Genomic DNA, 17,238 nt, shown 5'->3' on the forward strand with positions numbered 1-17,238 from the left:
TCGCGTGGGGATTCCGCAGTGACCGACAAAACCTCTCTCAGCTACAAAGACGCCGGTGTTGATATTGATGCTGGTAACGATCTGGTTGACCGTATTAAAGGCGTAGTAAAGAAAACCCGCCGCCCGGAAGTGATGGGTGGACTGGGTGGCTTTGGCGCGCTGTGTGCGCTGCCGCAGAAATATCGCGAGCCTGTGCTGGTCTCCGGAACCGATGGCGTCGGCACCAAGCTGCGTCTGGCGATGGATCTGAAGCGTCACGACAGCATTGGTATCGATCTGGTCGCGATGTGCGTGAACGATTTGGTGGTACAGGGCGCTGAACCGCTGTTTTTCCTTGATTATTACGCCACCGGCAAGCTGGATGTAGACACCGCTTCTGCCGTGATCACCGGCATCGCTGAAGGCTGCCTGCAGTCTGGCTGTGCGCTGGTGGGCGGTGAGACCGCCGAGATGCCTGGCATGTACCACGGTGACGATTACGACGTCGCCGGTTTCTGTGTGGGCGTGGTTGAGAAATCTGAAATCATTGACGGCAGCAAAGTGCAGGATGGCGATGTGCTGATCGCCCTCGGTTCAAGCGGCCCGCACTCCAACGGCTACTCGCTGGTGCGGAAAATCCTTGAAGTCAGCCAGACCGATCCGCAAACCAAACAGCTGGAAGGCAAACCGCTGGCGGACCACCTGCTGGCGCCGACGCGCATCTACGTTAAAAACATCCTCAGCCTGATCGAACAGGTGGATGTGCACGCCATTGCTCACCTCACCGGTGGCGGTTTCTGGGAAAACATTCCGCGCGTTCTGCCGGACAACACCCAGGCGGTGCTGGATGAGAAAAGCTGGCAGTGGCCAGCCGTCTTCAGCTGGCTGCAGCAGGCGGGTAACGTCAGCCGTCATGAAATGTACCGCACCTTTAACTGCGGCGTGGGCATGGTAATTGCGCTGAGCCCGGCAGAAGCCGATAAAGCCATCCAGCTGATGCGCGATGCCGGCGAACAGGCGTGGAAGATTGGCGTGATCAACGCCTCTGATGCCGAAGAGCGTGTGGTTATCAACCCATGAAAAAGCTGGTTGTCCTGATCTCCGGCAACGGCAGTAATCTTCAGTCCATCCTCGACGCCTGCGCAAGCGGGCGTATCAACGGTTGCGTGGCGGCCGTATTCAGCAACAAAGCGACAGCCTATGGCCTGACGCGCGCGCAGCAGGCCAATGTGCCCGCCCACGCGCTGGCTGCCAGTGACTTTCCCGACCGCGAAGCCTTTGATCGCCAGCTGATGCAGGCGATTGACGCGTACGCGCCAGATCTGGTGGTGCTGGCTGGCTATATGCGTATTCTCAGCAGCGCGTTTGTGGCGCACTATCACGATCGCCTGCTGAATATCCATCCGTCGCTGCTGCCGAAATATCCCGGCCTGCATACCCATCGTCAGGCGCTGGAAAACGGCGATGCGGAACACGGCACCTCAGTGCATTTTGTCACGGACGAGCTGGACGGCGGGCCGGTGATTCTGCAGGCGCGCGTGCCGATCTTTGCCGGCGACAGCGAAGGCGAGGTCACCGCGCGCGTGCAGCATCAGGAGCACCGCCTCTATCCGCTGGTGATCGGCTGGTTTGTTGACGGTCGTCTGGCCATGCGTGAAGGTAAAGCCTGGCTGGATGGGCAGCCGTTGCCGCCGCAGGGTTACGCGCACGACGCGTAAGCGGCATTATTGTTTCCCAGGGCCGCCCACACCGGCGGCCCTGCTCTGCTTGCTGACCGCCTCAGCCAAACCTGCCGGTGATGTAATCTTCTGTTTTGCGCGCCTTCGGCGAGGTAAAGATGCGATCGGTCTCGTCAAACTCCACCAGCTGGCCGTGATGCATGAACGCGGTGTAATCCGAGACGCGCGCAGCCTGCTGCATATTGTGCGTCACCAGCACCAGGGTGAAATGCTGCTTCAGGGTGGTCATCAGCTCTTCAATTACCAGCGTGGAGATCGGATCCAGCGCCGAGGTGGGTTCATCCAGTAACAGTACCTCCGGCTCAATGGCGATGGCGCGGGCAATGACCAGCCGCTGCTGCTGACCGCTGGAGAGCGTCAGGGCGTTATGCGCCAGCTGATCCTTCACTTCGCCCCACAGCGCCGCCGCCCGCAGCGCGCGCTCACAGGCTTCATTCAGCACCCGGCGATCGCGCACCCCCTGCAGCCGCAGCCCGTAAACCACGTTTTCATAAATCGATTTCGGAAACGGATTGGGGCGCTGAAACACCATGCCGATACGACGACGCAGCGCCGGCAGATCCTGGTTCGCCTGCATAACAGCATGCTGGTCGAGCAGGATCTCCCCTTCAATCCGGCAGCGATCAATCACATCGTTCATGCGGTTAAAGCAGCGCAGCAGCGTGGATTTGCCGCAGCCGGAAGGGCCAATCAGCGCGGTGATGCGGTTTTTGGGGATCTGCAGATCAATATTATTCAGCGCCTGGCGCTCGCCGTACCACAGCGACAGCTGCCGGACTGTTAACGCGATGTCGTAATCGGGCGTCATGTTAAAACCTTCATTAATGCGTCATCAGCCGGTAGCGCTCGCGCAGCCGGTGGCGCAGCGCCATCGCCAGCAGATTCAGCGATAGAATAATCACCACCAGCAGCAGTGCCGTTGCATAGACCAGCGGGCGGTCGGCGTCGATGTTCGGACTCTGGAATGCCAGATCGTAGATCTGAAAACCAAGGTGCATAAATTTGCGATCGAGATGCAGATAGGGGAATACCGCATCCACCGGCAGTTCGGGCACCATCTTGACCACGCCCACCAGCATTAGCGGCGCGGTCTCACCCGCTGCGCGCGCGACCGCCAGAATCAGCCCGGTGAGCATTGCCGGCACGGCCAGCGGCAGCACCACGCGCCACAGGGTTTCTGCCTGGGTTGCCCCCAGCGCCAGCGAGCCCTGGCGCAGGTTATCCGGGATGCGTGACAGCCCCTCTTCGGTGGCCACAATCACCACCGGCAGCGTCAGCAGCGCCAGCGTCAGCGCCGCCCACAGCAGGCCCGGTGTGCCAAAGGTCGGGTTGGGCAGCGCGGTGGAAAAGAACAGCTGATCGAGGGTGCCGCCAATCAGCCAGACAAAAAAGCCCAGCCCGAATACGCCATACACAATGGAGGGCACCCCGGCCAGATTGACCACGGCAATTCGCACCAGCCGGGTCAGTGCATTGCGACCGGCATACTCATGCAGCCACACCGCGGCCACCACGCCAAGCGGCATCACGATAACCGACATCAGCAGTACCATCAGCACGGTGCCAAAAATGGCCGGAAACGCCCCGCTCTCGCTGCCGCCGGTGGCGGGTGAATCGCTGACAAACTGCCAGATCTGACTGAAAAAGTGCTGCACCTTCTGCAGCGGATTCAGCGCATTCGGATACCAGGCCGCCACAATCTCTGCCAGCGGAATGACGTGATCGCCGCCCTGCACATCGCGCAGCACCAGCGTATCGCGCTGGATTTCCTGCTGCAGCCGCTGCAGCCGCTGTGCCTGCCCGGCAAAGCGTTTATGCAGCGCGGCGCTGTTGGCGTCCAGCTCGGATTGATCCTGCAGGCTGAAGGTGCCGTTTCGCCGCTGCTCATCGGCCTGCTGCTGCAGGTTCTCCAGCTGCGCATTCAGACGCGCCATCTCAATACGGCGCAGGGTATTAGCCTGACGCAGCTGTTCATGCACCTGGTTCAGTCGCTGCTGCAGCAGCGCGTCACGATCCTGCGCCGTCAGCACTTCGTTATCTTCGCGCAGCGCGACCAGCCAGCCATAGGCGTTGCCACCGTTGCGGCGCTGCAGCACCAGCACGTCCGCCGGACGCCGGGTTGTTGCCGCCCCCTGGCTGTACAGCACGCGGAAATCAGGCGCGGCGAAATCGCGGTTGCCGGTTTTTACCACGTAGCGCCAGCGTTCGCCCTGCTGCTGTTTTTGCAGCGTTTCCCCCAGCACGCTGACCGGCTGCCCGTCCGGCGGCTGAAACTGATAGAGATCCACCGGCTGCGGCCAGAAGGCGCGTACGCCCTGCCAGCCCAGCAGGCCAATCAGCAGCGTAAAGGCCAGCAGACAGACGGCGACCGCACCGGCGGTCAGCCAGCGCCAGCGATCGTTTTGCCGCATCGCTTTCATCCCTGCCCCTCATGCTGACTGTAACGCTGGCGCAGGCGCTGGCGGATCAGCTCTGCCACGGTATTGATCACCAGCGTGAACAGCAGCAGCAGCAAGGCGCTGAGAAACAGAATGCGGTAATGTGCGCTGCCGGCCGCCGCCTCCGGCATTTCAATGGCGATATTGGCGGAGAGCGCACGCAGTCCGGTGAACAGTCCGCCTTCGCTGACCGGCGTATTGCCGGTGGCCATCAGCACAATCATGGTCTCTCCCACCGCACGGCCAAAGCCGATCATCAGCGCGGCAAAAATCCCGGCAGATGCCCCCGGCAGCACCACGCGCGTCAGGGTCTGCCACGGCGTTGCGCCCAGCGCCAGTGATCCCTGGCCCAGCGCGCCCGGTACGCTGAACAGCGCGTCTTCGGATAAGGTAAAGATCAGCGGCACCAGCGCAAAGCCCATCGCCAGCGCCGCCACCAGCAGGTTACGCTGCTCGTAATGCAGCAGCTGACTGCTCAGGTGCGGCCACAGCTGAGTAGAGAGCCACAGCGTCAGCAGCGTGACAACCAGCAGTACTGGCAGCAGCAGCAGCACTTCAAAGCCGGGACGCCGCCAGCGCGCCGGCAGGCGCGGACTGAGCACGCCGCACAGCAGCAGCGTGGCCGCCAGCACCAGCGGCAACAGCAGCACGCCGATCAGCGCGCTGCGGATATGCGGCGCCAGCCAGACGCCGGCAATCAGTCCAATGACCACGCTGGGCAGCGCGCCCATCATTTCAATGCCGGGTTTCACCCAGCGGCGCAGCCCCGGCGACATAAACCAGGCGGTATACATCGCGGCCGCCAGCGCCAGCGGCGTGGCAAACAGCAGCGCCAGCGCCGCCGCTTTCAGCGTGCCGAGCACCATCGGTATCAGACTGAACTTGGCCTGGTAGCTGTCACCCGCCGCGGTGGATTGCCACACCCAGTCCGCCTGCGGATAGTTTTCGTACCAGATTTTCTGCCACAGATTACGCCAGGTGACATCGGGCCACGGGTTTTCCAGCGCAAACTGCTGCCACTGCCCGGCACGCTCGACAATCAGACCGTCGCCGCGCGGCGTGAACGCCAGTGCGCGGATGCCCGGTGCCAGCTGGCGGGTCAGAATCGGCCCGTCCTGCTTGCTGGCAAACAGGCTGAGGGTGCCCTGCGCGGTAAAGGTGGCAAACACGCGACGCTGCGCCTCCGGCACCACGCCCTGCGCGTCACGGCTCCGGGCAAAGGTGTGAATTGCCTGCAGGCGCGGGCCATTGGCCGAGGTGATGGCAAACCACTGCTGTACGCCGCGCGCGTCCTGTATCAGCAGCGTGCGCCCGCCTGCCAGCAGATGCAGACTCTGCGGGGGCTGCGCCAGCGTCTGCGTTTCGCGCAGCTGTGCGCCCGCGTCACTGATCTGCCACACGCGCAGCAGGCGTCCGGCGCTGGCGTAAAGCAGCGTGCCGTCCGGCGACAGCAGCAAATGATCGGCCTGCTGACCACTTAGCAGAATCTGACTCACGCTGGTGCGATCGGCAAAGGTCAGCAGGCTGATGCCGGCGGGCGTCTGTGCGGCAACGCGCCACTGATGATCGCTCAGCGCACTCAGCGCCATCTGGCTGACCGCGCCCTGCGGCAGCGGCAGCGGACGATCGCCAAGCGGAAAACGCCACTCCCCTTGATGCTGCCGGATCACCGGCTGCATCAGCAGCAGCGCCCCCTGCACGTTCAGCAGCACGCTGCGGCTGTCACTGCTGGTTACGGCGGCGTCGGGCGGGCTGCTGAGCGCCAGCGCTGCGCTGGCGGGCTGACCGTCAAGCGGAATGAAACGCGCTTCATGGCGGCTGATACGCCAGCCCAGCTGGCCGTCGCTGCCCAGCGCCAGCGCAGGCTGGGTGTCCCACAGCTGCTGGCTGAGCGTCGGATGCATCGCCGGCGCAGTAAACAGTGGCAGTACCACCCAAATCAGCCAGAAGAACAGCAGCAGCATCAGCAGTAAAATTCCCACGCCGCAGGCCGTCACCGTGCGCCGCACAAGCTGGTCGATGGCGCGTCGATGACGGTCACTAAAATGGACAGGAATTCGGTTTATGCTCATGCAGGTCTGCGTTACGCGTGAAATTGAGCTGCTATGTTGCCCGTAGCTGATTGATAAGACAACTGTTGAGGTTGGACAAGCCTGCCATACTCTCGCCATAATGGTATCGGACACTGTGCGGAGCGACGATTTTTCGTTAATTCCGCCGGACATTCCGTCCAGCAACAGCATCACGGAGTCAGAATGGGTCAGGAAAAGCTGTATATAGAAAAAGAACTAAGCTGGTTAACCTTCAATGAACGCGTGCTGCAGGAAGCGGCAGATAAAAGCAATCCGCTGATCGAGCGGATGCGCTTTCTCGGCATCTACTCCAATAATCTGGAAGAGTTTTATAAGGTGCGCTTCGCCGATCTGAAGCGGCGCATTCTGATTGGTGAAGAGCAAGGCACGCCGACCACGCTACGCCATCTGCTGAAAAAGATTCAGCTGCGCGTACAGAAATCGGATCAGGAGTTTGACGCCCTCTACAACGATCTGCTGCTGGAAATGGCGCGTAATCAAATTTTCCTGATTAATGAACGTCAGCTGTCGCCGAACCAGCAGGAGTGGCTGCGCTACTACTTCAAACATCAGCTGCGTCAGCATGTGACGCCGATCGTGATTAACCACGACACCGATCTGATTGAATTCCTGAAAGACGACTACACCTATCTGGCGGTGGAAATTATCCGCGGCGAAGAGATTCGCTATGCGCTGCTGGAGATTCCTTCTGACAAAGTACCGCGCTTCATCAACCTGCCTGCCGAATCGCCGCGCCGCCGCAAACCGATGATTCTGCTGGATAACATTCTGCGCTACTGCCTGGATGACATTTTCAAAGGCTTCTTTGATTACGACGCGCTGAACGCTTACTCCATGAAGATGACACGTGACGCCGAGTACGACCTGGTCACTGAAATGGAATCAAGCCTGCTGGAGCTGATGTCCTCCAGCCTGAAGCAGCGCCTGACCGCCGAGCCAGTGCGCTTTGTCTATCAGCGCGATATGCCGGATGCGATGGTGGAAATGCTGCGCCATAAGCTCTCAATTTCCACTTACGACTCCATCGTGCCGGGCGGACGCTACCACAACTTTAAAGACTTTATCGGCTTCCCGAACGTCGGCAAGGCCAATCTGGAAAATCGTCCGCTGCCGCAGATTCGCCATATCGGCTTTGACGGCTTCCGCAACGGCTTTGATGCCATCCGCAATCGCGATGTGCTGCTTTACTATCCCTATCACACCTTTGAGCACGTGCTGGAGCTGCTGCGCCAGGCATCGTTCGACCCAAGCGTGCTGGCGATCAAAATCAACATTTATCGCGTGGCGAAAAACTCACGCATCATGGATGCGATGATTCACGCCGCCTATAACGGCAAAAAAGTGACGGTGGTGGTTGAGCTGCAGGCGCGTTTCGATGAAGAAGCTAACATCCGCTGGGCCAAGCGCCTGACCGAAGCGGGCGTACACGTGATCTTCTCTGCGCCGGGTCTGAAAATCCACGCCAAGCTGTTTCTGATTTCACGGCGTGAAGGCGACGAAGTGGTGCGCTATGCCCACATCGGCACCGGTAACTTCAACGAAAAAACCGCGCGCATCTATACCGACTATTCGCTGCTGACCGCCGACGCGCGCATCACCAACGAAGTGCGCCGCGTGTTCAACTTTATTGAGAACCCTTACCGCCCGGTCACGTTTGAACATCTGATGGTGTCGCCGCAGAACTCACGTGAGATGCTCTATCAGTTGATCGACACCGAGATCGCTAACCAGCAGCAGGAGAAACCGGCCGGCATCACCTTGAAAATCAATAATCTGGTGGATAATGGTCTGGTGGATCGGCTCTATGCGGCCTCCTCTGCCGGCGTAAAAATCAACCTGCTGGTGCGCGGTATGTGCTCACTGATTCCCGATCTGCCTGGCATCAGCGAAAATATTCGCATCACCAGCATCGTAGACCGGTATCTTGAGCATGACCGCGTCTATATTTTTGAAAGCGGCGGCGATAAAAAAGTGTTCCTGTCTTCTGCGGACTGGATGACGCGCAACATCGATTACCGTATCGAAGTGGCGGTCTCCGTGCTCGATCCGCGCCTGAAACAGCGCATACTGGATATCATTGCCATCCTGTTAAGTGATACGGTGAAAGCCCGCATCGTAGACAAAGAATTGAGTAACCGTTATGTTCCGCGCGGCAATCGCAGGAAGGTGCGCTCGCAGCTGGCGATTTACGATTACATCAAGAAACTGGAACAACCCGAATAACGCCTATGCCAATCTCCCAGAAAACTACGCCGAAACCGCAGGAATTCGCTGCCATCGATCTCGGCTCAAACAGCTTCCACATGGTTATTGCCCGTGTGGTTGATGGTGCCCTGCAGGTGCTGGGCCGTCTGAAGCAGCGCGTGCATCTGGCCGACGGGCTGGATGCGCAAAACCGCCTGAGTGAGGAAGCGATAGAGCGCGGCCTGAGCTGCCTGGCGCTGTTTGCCGAGCGCCTGCAGGGGTTCAGCGCGGCGAACGTGACCATTGTCGGCACCCACACGCTGCGTATTGCCACCAATGCGGAAGCGTTTTTGCAGCGCGCTGCGGAGGTGATCCCCTATCCGATTGAGGTCATCTCCGGCAACGAAGAGGCGCGTCTGATTTTTATGGGCGTTGAGCACACCCAGCCGGAGAAAGGCCGCAAGCTGGTGGTGGATATCGGTGGCGGTTCCACCGAGCTGGTCATCGGCGAGGATTTTGAGCCGCAGCTGGTGGAGAGCCGCCGCATGGGCTGCGTCAGCTTTGCCAATCTCTACTTCCCGAAGGGGGAGATCTCACCGGAGAACTTCCGTCGCGCGCGCCTTGCCGCCGCGCAAAAACTGGAGACTCTGGCGTGGCAGTATCGCCTGCAGGGCTGGCAGTATGCGCTGGGCGCTTCCGGCAGCATTAAAGCCGCCTGTGAAGTGCTGGTGGCGATGGGCGAAAAAGAGAAGCGCGTAACGCCCGATAACCTTGAGATGCTGGTCAGTGAAGTGCTGAAGCACAAATCCTTTGCCGCGCTGAGCCTGCCGGGCCTGTCCGACGAGCGCAAAGCCGTGTTTGTGCCCGGGCTGGCGATTCTGTGCGGCGTGTTTGACGCGCTGGCGATTCGCGAGCTGCGCCTCTCTGATGGGGCGCTGCGTGAAGGGGTTCTGTACGAGATGGAGGGCCGGTTCCGTCATCAGGATATCCGCAGCCGCACCGCACAGAGCCTGGCGAACCACTACGCGATTGATAACGATCAGGCGCGTCGCGTGCTGGAAACCACGGAGCAGCTGCATTCGCAGTGGCAGGAGCAGAACCCGAAGCTGGCGAATCCGCAGCTGACCGCGCTGGTGAAATGGGCGGCGATGCTGCATGAAGTCGGCCTGACCATCAACCACAGCGGCATGCAGCGCCATTCCGCCTACATCCTGCAAAACTCAAACATGCCTGGTTTTAACCAGGATCAACAGATGCTGCTGGCGACGCTGGTACGCTTCCACCGGAAAGCGGTGAAGCTGGACGAGATGCCGCGCTTCACGCTGTTTAAGAAAAAGCAGTTTCTGCCGATGATTTTCCTGCTGCGTCTCGGCACCCTGCTGAATAATCAGCGCCAGGCGACGACGCGCCCTGATTCACTGAAGCTGACCACCGATGACGGGCACTGGACGCTGACCTTCCCGGCCGGTTTCCTCAGCCAGAATACGCTGGTGCAGCTGGATCTGGAGCGTGAACAGGGCTACTGGAGCGATGTCACCGGCTGGAAACTGATGCTGGAAGAGGAGTAAGGCGGGCTGCCGGCCCGCTGTCGCACAATGACCTTACGCCCCGATAACTATTTTGCCGAAAAATATGGCCTGACGCCGCCGCATTCTGAAGTGGTGGCGGCACTGCCGATGCTGACGCCCGGTCACGCGCTGGATCTGGGCTGCGGCCAGGGCCGCAATAGCCTGTTTCTCAGCCAGCATGGCTTTGATGTCACCGCCTGGGACACCAATCCGGTCAGTCTGGAGCGCCTGAATACGATACTTGCCGAAGAGCAGCTGCAGAATATCCACACCGCGCAGTGCGATCTGAATCAGCATCGTTTCAACGGCGATTACCAGTTTGTGTTTTCCACCGTGGTGATGATGTTTCTGCAGCCTGCCACTATTCCGCAGCTGATTGCAGATATGCAGGCCAGCACGCGCAAATATGGCTACAACCTGATTGTGGCGGCCATGGAAACCCGTGATTACCCGAATACGCAGGGCTTTCCTTTTACGTTCAAATCCGGTGAGCTGAGCCACTATTACCGCAACTGGCACATTGTGAAGTACAACGAGCATGTGGGAGAACTGCATCGCCGGGATGAACAGGGCAACCGCCTGAAATATCAGTTTGCTACCCTGCTGGCGCAAAAAGCCAGCTACTGACCCTGCACCACGCCGGCGGCCTTTTTCGCCGGCGTTTTCTGACCGCGATCAAAGCCGCCTTCACCTTTCCTGCTTATTTTTCACACAGCGATTGACCTCATCCGGCAACTATGACTAAATGTTGCCATCGCCCGCCCGGGCATTAACAGGAACCCACCCGCGTGAACAGCGCTATACCCGCACGAAGACGTCCCAAAACCGGCACCATGACCCGCATTGTGTTGCTGATCAGTTTCTTTATTCTGGCCGGCCGTCTGCTTTTTATCATTCCCGGTGCCATTGAGCATCACCAGCAAAAGAAAGCGGTGACTCCGCCCGCCACCCTGAGTACCAGCGATACGCGCCAGCCCTGACCCTTGCAGCAAAGCTTATGCCTTTGTCAGATAAAGACAATGCGGCGGCTTACGCCCGATTTACCCGTAACGCGCTACACTTGAGCCTGACTTTACAGACACAAAGGACGCGTTATGTCTGCTTCGCACGCACAACTCTTATCTGAAACCCGCCAGCGCATTCTCCATCTCCTGCTTAATCAACACGATTTAGTGGATGTTCTGCTCGATAAATCGGTCGATCTGAGCGCCGCCGAGCTGCGGGAAGTCACGCTCTGGCGGCAGCAGCTGGAAACCGGATTGCACCAGCTGCACGCAGCGGACCTGGCCGATATTCTTGAAGCCCTGCCGGAAGAGGAGCGTCAGGCGCTGTGGCGTCTGGTGCCCGGTGAACAGCGCGGCCGGGTGCTGGTTGAGGCCTCAGAAACGGTGTGGGCCAGCCTGACAGAAGGGATGACCGATCGCGAGATTCTGCGCGCCATTGAGCCGCTCGACATTGACGATCAGGTCTATCTGGCCCGCTATCTGCCGCGCGATCTCACCGGACGGCTGCTGACCACGCTGGAGCCCGGCCTGCGGGCGCGCCTGCTGGATGTTATTGAGCTGGACCGCGATCGCGTGGGCCGCATTATGGATTTCAATATCCTGACGGTCCGCGCCGACGTGACGCTGGCCACGGTGCAGCGCTATTTACGCAAACGCAAAAGCATGCCGGACGGCACCGATAAGATCTTTATCACCGATGAGCAGAATCAGCTGCTGGGTGAGCTGGCGCTCACCGCTATCCTGCTGAATAAACCCAAAACGCTGGTGACAGACGTGATGAACCCCCGCCCTGTCACCTTCCAGCTGAATGATAAAGCGGAAGATGCCGCCAGCGCGTTCGAACGTTATAACCTGATTTCCGCGGCGGTGACTGACGCCCGTGGCAAGCTGATTGGCCGGATCACGGTGGAAGATGTGATCGACCTGGTGAATCAGGAGAACGAAAGCAATATCCGTAAAATGGGCGGTATCAGCCAGGGCGAGGATGTGTTCGCGCCGGTGCGTAAAGCCGTGAGCAAACGCTGGACCTGGCTGGCTATCAACCTGTGTACGGCATTTATCGCCTCACGCGTTATCGGCCTGTTTGAAGACACCATTTCGCAGCTGGTCGCGCTGGCCACGCTGATGCCGATTGTCGCCGGCATCGGCGGCAATACCGGCAACCAGACCATCACCATGATTGTGCGGGCGCTGGCGCTGCATCAGGTTGAGCCCGGCAACTTCTCGTTTCTGATTGCGCGCGAGCTTGGCGTTGCGCTGCTGAATGGCCTGTTCTGGGGCGGCATCATGGGCGGTGTCACCTGGCTGATGTATGACAATCTGCAGCTTGGCGGCGTTATGATGCTGGCCATGGTGCTGAACCTGCTGCTGGCGGCGCTGATGGGCGTCCTGATCCCGCTGATCATGACGAAGCTGAAGCGCGACCCGGCGGTGGGCTCCAGCGTGCTGATTACGGCTATCACCGATACCGGCGGCTTCTTTATTTTCCTCGGTCTGGCCACGATCTTTTTGCTGCCGCATTAACGGCAGCGGCACACGCCTGGCGACCGGAGAGCTCTCTTCACACGCACAGTGGCGTAAGCGCAGCTACACTCAGGCTCTGACACCAACAATCAGGAGAGACGCAATGTTTAACGTGGATGACTTTGTGCAGTCAAAAACCGGCGGGCCGAAAATGCAGGTTTTGCGCGTGGAAGGCGATACGCTGTGGTGCGCGCGCGTGGATGACCCGGTAAAGCATGAAATTGAGGTCAGCGCCGACAGCGTGAACCTGTATCACGAAGAGGGCGATTTTGGCGTGTGCTGATTAACCGCTGCGCCCTGCCGTCTGCGGCAGCGGCGCAGCGCCTGCTTTCAGGGCCGATCGTCCTGCAGGTTATCCTGCCCGAGCCCTCCGATAAAAGGTAAACGCAGCCGCAGCGGCGTAAAATCAAGCCCGAGGTTTATGCCCAGCACGTTGACCTCCAGCCCCTCTTCTGCCCCAGCCGTCACCCCCAGCACCCCCAGCAGTGAAAACTGCACACCGCGTCCGGATGGCGGTAAGCCCAGTGGATGCCACAGCGAACGGTAATCTTTGCCGATGGCATTCGCCGGTAAATCGAGTTTCAACGCCGGTACTTCACGGCCGATATGCGCCAGAAAGGTATTGCTGTTCGGCCCCGGCCAGGCGCGATAGGTGGTGGGCCACGGATATGAACGGATAGCCGCTTCAATCTGCGGAATCATTGCGGCCGCCGCCGCACCGCGATGCGTTACCAGTAGCCGCGGGCGGGCGCCGTACCAGTAACCATCCGGCAGGTTACGGTTCAGCCGAACTTTATCGCCGCTGCCCCAGCTGATGACTTCATAACGGCTATAGCGCGTTTCACCCGCCCGCTTGAAGATAATCCACGGATGCACCGCCACGACGCCTTTCCAGCCCCAGGTGGGCGCCGCGTACACCTGCACAATGGCTTCACTGGCATAGCGCTGCGGATCGGGTGCCAGTCCGGCGGAATCACGCCGCGCCGTCGCCCAGCCGCCGCGCTCGCTGCTGGCTTCAGCGCTGCGCGTGGCCTGTGCCAGGCTGGCCGCCAGCGACAGCAGCACCACCGCAAGAAACGAAAGCAAAACCATTTTAACTGACAGCATTCCGCGCTCCGGATGAATAAATCGTCGTTATCATGCGCCGAAACCGCAGCAGCTGTATTCACCAACGGTGCGCTGCCACCTGCGCAGCGGCGTGCGGCAGCGGACGCCGCCCTATTCTGCGGCGTTACGCTGCTGTAAATACCCGACAAGGTTTCTGGCAAAAAAAAGCAGCCAGCACAGCAGCAGCAGCGCACCAGCCGGGAAGGTGATCAGCATAAACCAGCCCAGCACGCCCAGTTCAGAGAGCAGCGGGCCGACGTCGCGGCCGAGGATATAGCAGGCGTGCACGCTGGCTTCATCCAGATGGCAGCCGGCCAGACCGGCGATGTAGCCCGCTCCCAGCGCGCTGATCAGCGGCAGAAAAGTTATCAGCGCGATGCCCGCCAGCAGCAGCATATGGCGAAAAAGCAGCGCCCTGAGCGTCAGCATTTGCCGCGGTGCCTTTCTGCTGCCCTGCTGTGCAACCGGCCTGAAATGAAACGGCATGGTATCTCCTGAAGCGATGCCGGTGATAAACCCGGTCTTTAACACGTTCTGTGGCGGCCCCACAGCCGGCAACAGACCGCTATAAAGGCAGGTGTCTGTATGGGCGATATCGGCTAAGTATCTCTTTTTCCTGCACCAACGGACAACGGTGCCGCCTGATGCTCCTTCCCGACTGACGCTTAACGATTTAAGTGTCATTGACCGCATCGCCCGGCAACCAGGGCACTGGCTGGTCGAGCTGTTTCATCTAGACGACATGTTATTCGGGCCGGTTAACGGTTTATTTATCCTGCTGGCAAAGGCATGGGAACACCGTCCATACAGATTGAAAAAAACGCGAGTCAATACCTGTCCACCAGGCTGAAATTCGATGATGTCCTTTTATTAACCCTGGTAAGAAATCACCGAGCAATCTTTTGATTAATATCGCCTTTTCAGGAAATGAGCCGTACTAATCCTTCCCCGAAATAAAATTCTTTGCGCGGTTCCGTCCCCCCGGTAGAATCACAAAGCGATACACAACCAGGAAGCGTAATGAATACAGACCTGCAACAAAACAGCCGTCAGAACATTGCCAGACGTCCGGCGCAGAAACTGCTTGTTGTTTCTGAAAATCAGGAACTCTGTCTTTTTCTGCAAAATACACTCAGGGATAAACAGGTCACGCGTTCGTTGCAGGTAGATTACCGTTACACCTCTTTTAATCAACATCCGCAGCCAATGATTGAAATTGGCGCTGAAAAAATCAATGTCAAAGATGAAGCGACAGTGACAAAAATCATTGCGGAATATGATTTAGTCTTTAGCCTTCACTGCAAGCAAATATTCCCCAGACGACTTATCGAAAATGTCACCTGTATTAATTTTCATCCGGGTTTAAACCCTTACAACCGTGGCTGGTATCCGCAGGTCTTTTCAATAATAAATGGCCTGCCGGTCGGCGCTACCGTGCATTTAATGGATGCTGAAGTGGATCACGGAGAAATCATTGCGCAACAGCGCGTTGACATAGATAAATCTGACACCTCGCTGGATGTATACAGAAAAGTGATTGCTGCGGAAAAAACGCTGATCCACACGCATGTCATTAATATCATTGACGGCCAGTACACCACGACACAACCCATGGGTGAAGGAAACTATAACGGGATCCAGGATTACAATGCGCTCTGTAAGCTGGATTTAACGTCAGTTGCCACTCTCGAAGAACATCTGAATCTGTTGCGAGCCACCACGCATGGCGATTTTAAAAACGCCTACTTTACGGATGAAAACGGCAAAAAATATTTTGTTCGCATCATAATAGAAGAAGACAAATAAATACCTGTTGCCGCTCTGGCTGGCAGAGTGCGCTCCCGCCCGTCGCCTGGGCTGGGCTGCAATCACGTGGTTGAAGGTTTCTGCAGTACCGGTTTATCTCTTCCCGCTTTGGGATTCATCATACCGGGATCGGTTATCCATTAAAGAAATCATAAAAAAGCCCGCTGGAGAGCGGGCTGAGTGCGATACGGCTGAGGGATTATTCCCACTCAATCGTCGCCGGTGGCTTACCGGAGATATCGTAAACCACGCGTGAGATGCCGTTGACTTCGTTGATGATGCGGTTGGAAACGCGGCCGAGGAAATCGTACGGCAGGTGCGCCCAGTGCGCGGTCATGAAGTCGATGGTTTCCACCGCACGCAGGGATACCACCCAGTCATATTTACGGCCATCGCCCATCACGCCGACAGAACGCACCGGCAGGAACACGGTAAAGGCCTGGCTGACTTTATTGTAGAGGTCCGCTTTACGCAGCTCTTCAATGAAGATGGCGTCGGCGCGGCGCAGCAGATCGCAATACTCTTTTTTCACTTCGCCCAGTACGCGCACGCCCAGCCCCGGGCCCGGGAACGGATGGCGATACAGCATATCGTACGGCAGTCCCAGTTCCAGACCGATTTTGCGCACTTCATCTTTGAACAGCTCTTTCAGCGGCTCCACCAGTCCCATCTTCATCTCTTTCGGCAGGCCGCCAACGTTGTGGTGAGATTTGATGACATGCGCTTTGCCGGTGGCCGAAGCCGCAGATTCAATGACGTCAGGATAGATGGTGCCCTGCGCCAGCCATTTCACTTCGGTCAGCTTCAGCGCTTCTTCATCGAACACTTCAACGAATACGCGACCGATGATTTTACGCTTGGCTTCCGGATCGTTCTCGCCCGCCAGCGCATCAAGGAAGCGTGCTTCCGCCGGCACATGCACAATGTTCAGACCGAAGTGGTCGCCGAACATGTCCATGACCTGCTCCGCTTCGTTCAGACGCAGCAAACCGTTGTCCACGAAGACGCAGGTCAGGCGCTCGCCAATCGCACGGTGCAGCAGCATCGCGGTAACGGAAGAGTCAACGCCGCCGGACAGGCCAAGGATCACTTTGTCATTGCCAACCTGCTCACGGATGCGCTCAACCGCATCTTCAATGATTTTTGCCGGGGTCCACAGCGCTTCGCAGCCGCAGATATCGCGCACAAAGCGTTCCAGCATGCGCAGGCCCTGACGGGTGTGCGTCACTTCCGGGTGGAACTGCACGCCGTAAAATTTCTTCTCTTCGTTGGCCATAATGGCGAACGGACAGGTCTCTGTGCTGGCGACGGTAACGAAATCCGCCGGAATCGCGGTCACTTTATCGCCGTGGCTCATCCACACGTCGAGCAGCGGTTTGCCTGCCGCGCTGATGGCGTCTTCGATATCTCGCACCAGCGCGCTCTGGGTGGTCACTTCAACCTGCGCGTAACCAAATTCACGCTCGTTTGAGCCTTCCACTTTACCGCCCAGCTGCATCGCCATGGTCTGCATGCCATAGCACACGCCCAGAACCGGCACGCCGGCGTTAAAGACGTATTCCGGCGCACGCGGGCTGTTCAGCTCGGTGGTGCTCTCCGGACCGCCGGAAAGGATGATGCCGTTCGGGTTGAACTGGCGGATTTGCTCTTCGGTGACATCCCACGCCCAGAGTTCGCAGTAGACGCCCAGCTCACGCACGCGGCGCGCGACCAGCTGCGTATACTGAGAACCAAAATCGAGGATCAAAATGCGATGTTTATGAATATTTTCAGTGGTCATTGAGGCATTTCCATTG

15 protein-coding genes are annotated in these 17,238 nt (G+C 58.6%); 9 read left to right on the forward strand and 6 right to left on the reverse strand.

Annotated elements, in window-relative coordinates; genetic code table 11:
- The first annotated feature begins 18 nt into the window (after positions 1–18).
- Entirely contained in the window at positions 19–1,059 is a 1,041-nt protein-coding gene (gene purM / locus D8B20_RS12570; protein WP_145889188.1) for a phosphoribosylformylglycinamidine cyclo-ligase, read from the forward strand.
- A complete protein-coding gene (purN, locus tag D8B20_RS12575) occupies positions 1,056–1,697 on the forward strand; it encodes a phosphoribosylglycinamide formyltransferase (protein WP_145889189.1) in 642 nt (213 codons plus the stop codon). The genes purM and purN overlap by 4 nt, the downstream gene beginning before the upstream one ends.
- Before the next feature lie 61 nt (positions 1,698–1,758).
- Here purN and pstB read toward each other — a convergent pair whose 3' ends face one another.
- From pstB to D8B20_RS12590, 3 genes are read right to left on the reverse strand one after another with little or no spacing between them, the layout of a single operon-like run.
- Positions 1,759–2,526 carry a phosphate ABC transporter ATP-binding protein PstB gene (gene pstB / locus D8B20_RS12580; protein WP_145889190.1) on the reverse strand — a complete coding sequence of 256 codons (768 nt, stop codon included), beginning with the start codon at positions 2,524–2,526 and terminating at the stop codon, positions 1,759–1,761.
- Positions 2,527–2,539: 13 nt separating this feature from the next.
- Positions 2,540–4,138, reverse strand: coding sequence for a phosphate ABC transporter permease PstA (pstA, locus tag D8B20_RS12585; RefSeq protein WP_145889191.1), 1,599 nt, complete (start codon positions 4,136–4,138; stop codon positions 2,540–2,542).
- Positions 4,135–6,228 carry an ABC transporter permease subunit gene (locus D8B20_RS12590; RefSeq protein ID WP_145889192.1) on the reverse strand — a complete coding sequence of 698 codons (2,094 nt, stop codon included), beginning with the start codon at positions 6,226–6,228 and terminating at the stop codon, positions 4,135–4,137. Before D8B20_RS12590 ends, pstA begins: the two co-directional genes overlap by 4 nt.
- 183 nt (positions 6,229–6,411) lie before the next feature.
- On the opposite strand from D8B20_RS12590, the gene ppk1 reads away from it, so the two are divergent.
- The 6 genes from ppk1 to D8B20_RS12620 all read left to right on the forward strand — a co-directional run bounded on the left by ppk1 (position 6,412) and on the right by D8B20_RS12620 (position 12,812).
- Positions 6,412–8,472, forward strand: coding sequence for a polyphosphate kinase 1 (gene ppk1, locus D8B20_RS12595; RefSeq protein ID WP_145889193.1), 2,061 nt, complete (start codon positions 6,412–6,414; stop codon positions 8,470–8,472).
- A 5-nt stretch (positions 8,473–8,477) separates the two neighbouring features.
- Complete coding sequence (gene ppx, locus D8B20_RS12600; protein WP_145889194.1) at positions 8,478–10,001, forward strand: exopolyphosphatase; 1,524 nt, start codon at positions 8,478–8,480, stop codon at positions 9,999–10,001.
- A 27-nt stretch (positions 10,002–10,028) separates the two neighbouring features.
- On the forward strand, positions 10,029–10,628 hold the full coding sequence (gene tehB / locus D8B20_RS12605) for a tellurite resistance methyltransferase TehB (RefSeq protein WP_145889195.1): 600 nt from the start codon (positions 10,029–10,031) through the stop codon (positions 10,626–10,628).
- Positions 10,629–10,789: 161 nt separating this feature from the next.
- On the forward strand, positions 10,790–10,981 hold the full coding sequence (locus D8B20_RS12610) for a YfgG family protein (RefSeq protein WP_145889196.1): 192 nt from the start codon (positions 10,790–10,792) through the stop codon (positions 10,979–10,981).
- 114 nt (positions 10,982–11,095) lie between these two features.
- Entirely contained in the window at positions 11,096–12,529 is a 1,434-nt protein-coding gene (gene mgtE / locus D8B20_RS12615) for a magnesium transporter (protein ID WP_145889197.1), read from the forward strand.
- A gap of 103 nt (positions 12,530–12,632) precedes the next feature.
- Positions 12,633–12,812, forward strand: coding sequence for a GDFGVC terminal motif YodC-like protein (locus D8B20_RS12620; RefSeq protein ID WP_145889198.1), 180 nt, complete (start codon positions 12,633–12,635; stop codon positions 12,810–12,812).
- A gap of 47 nt (positions 12,813–12,859) precedes the next feature.
- Here the strand turns inward: D8B20_RS12620 and D8B20_RS12625 are convergent, their stop codons facing one another.
- Together D8B20_RS12625 and D8B20_RS12630 are read right to left on the reverse strand one after the other, a co-directional pair.
- A complete protein-coding gene (locus D8B20_RS12625) occupies positions 12,860–13,636 on the reverse strand; it encodes a DUF3750 domain-containing protein (RefSeq protein WP_145889199.1) in 777 nt (258 codons plus the stop codon).
- A 111-nt stretch (positions 13,637–13,747) separates the two neighbouring features.
- Positions 13,748–14,122, reverse strand: a complete 375-nt coding sequence (locus D8B20_RS12630; protein WP_145889200.1) for a hypothetical protein — start codon at positions 14,120–14,122, stop codon at positions 13,748–13,750.
- 534 nt (positions 14,123–14,656) lie between these two features.
- On the opposite strand from D8B20_RS12630, the gene D8B20_RS12635 reads away from it, so the two are divergent.
- Positions 14,657–15,442: a dTDP-4-amino-4,6-dideoxyglucose formyltransferase gene (locus D8B20_RS12635; protein WP_145889201.1), complete on the forward strand. Its 786-nt coding sequence runs from the start codon at positions 14,657–14,659 to the stop codon at positions 15,440–15,442.
- Between the two features lie 199 nt (positions 15,443–15,641).
- Here the strand turns inward: D8B20_RS12635 and guaA are convergent, their stop codons facing one another.
- Positions 15,642–17,222 carry a glutamine-hydrolyzing GMP synthase gene (guaA, locus tag D8B20_RS12640; RefSeq protein WP_145889202.1) on the reverse strand — a complete coding sequence of 527 codons (1,581 nt, stop codon included), beginning with the start codon at positions 17,220–17,222 and terminating at the stop codon, positions 15,642–15,644.
- Between the last annotated feature and the right edge of the window lie 16 nt (positions 17,223–17,238).

Origin of the sequence: Candidatus Pantoea soli (assembly GCF_007833795.1) — a bacterium.
Classification (GTDB): domain Bacteria; phylum Pseudomonadota; class Gammaproteobacteria; order Enterobacterales; family Enterobacteriaceae; genus Pantoea; species Pantoea soli.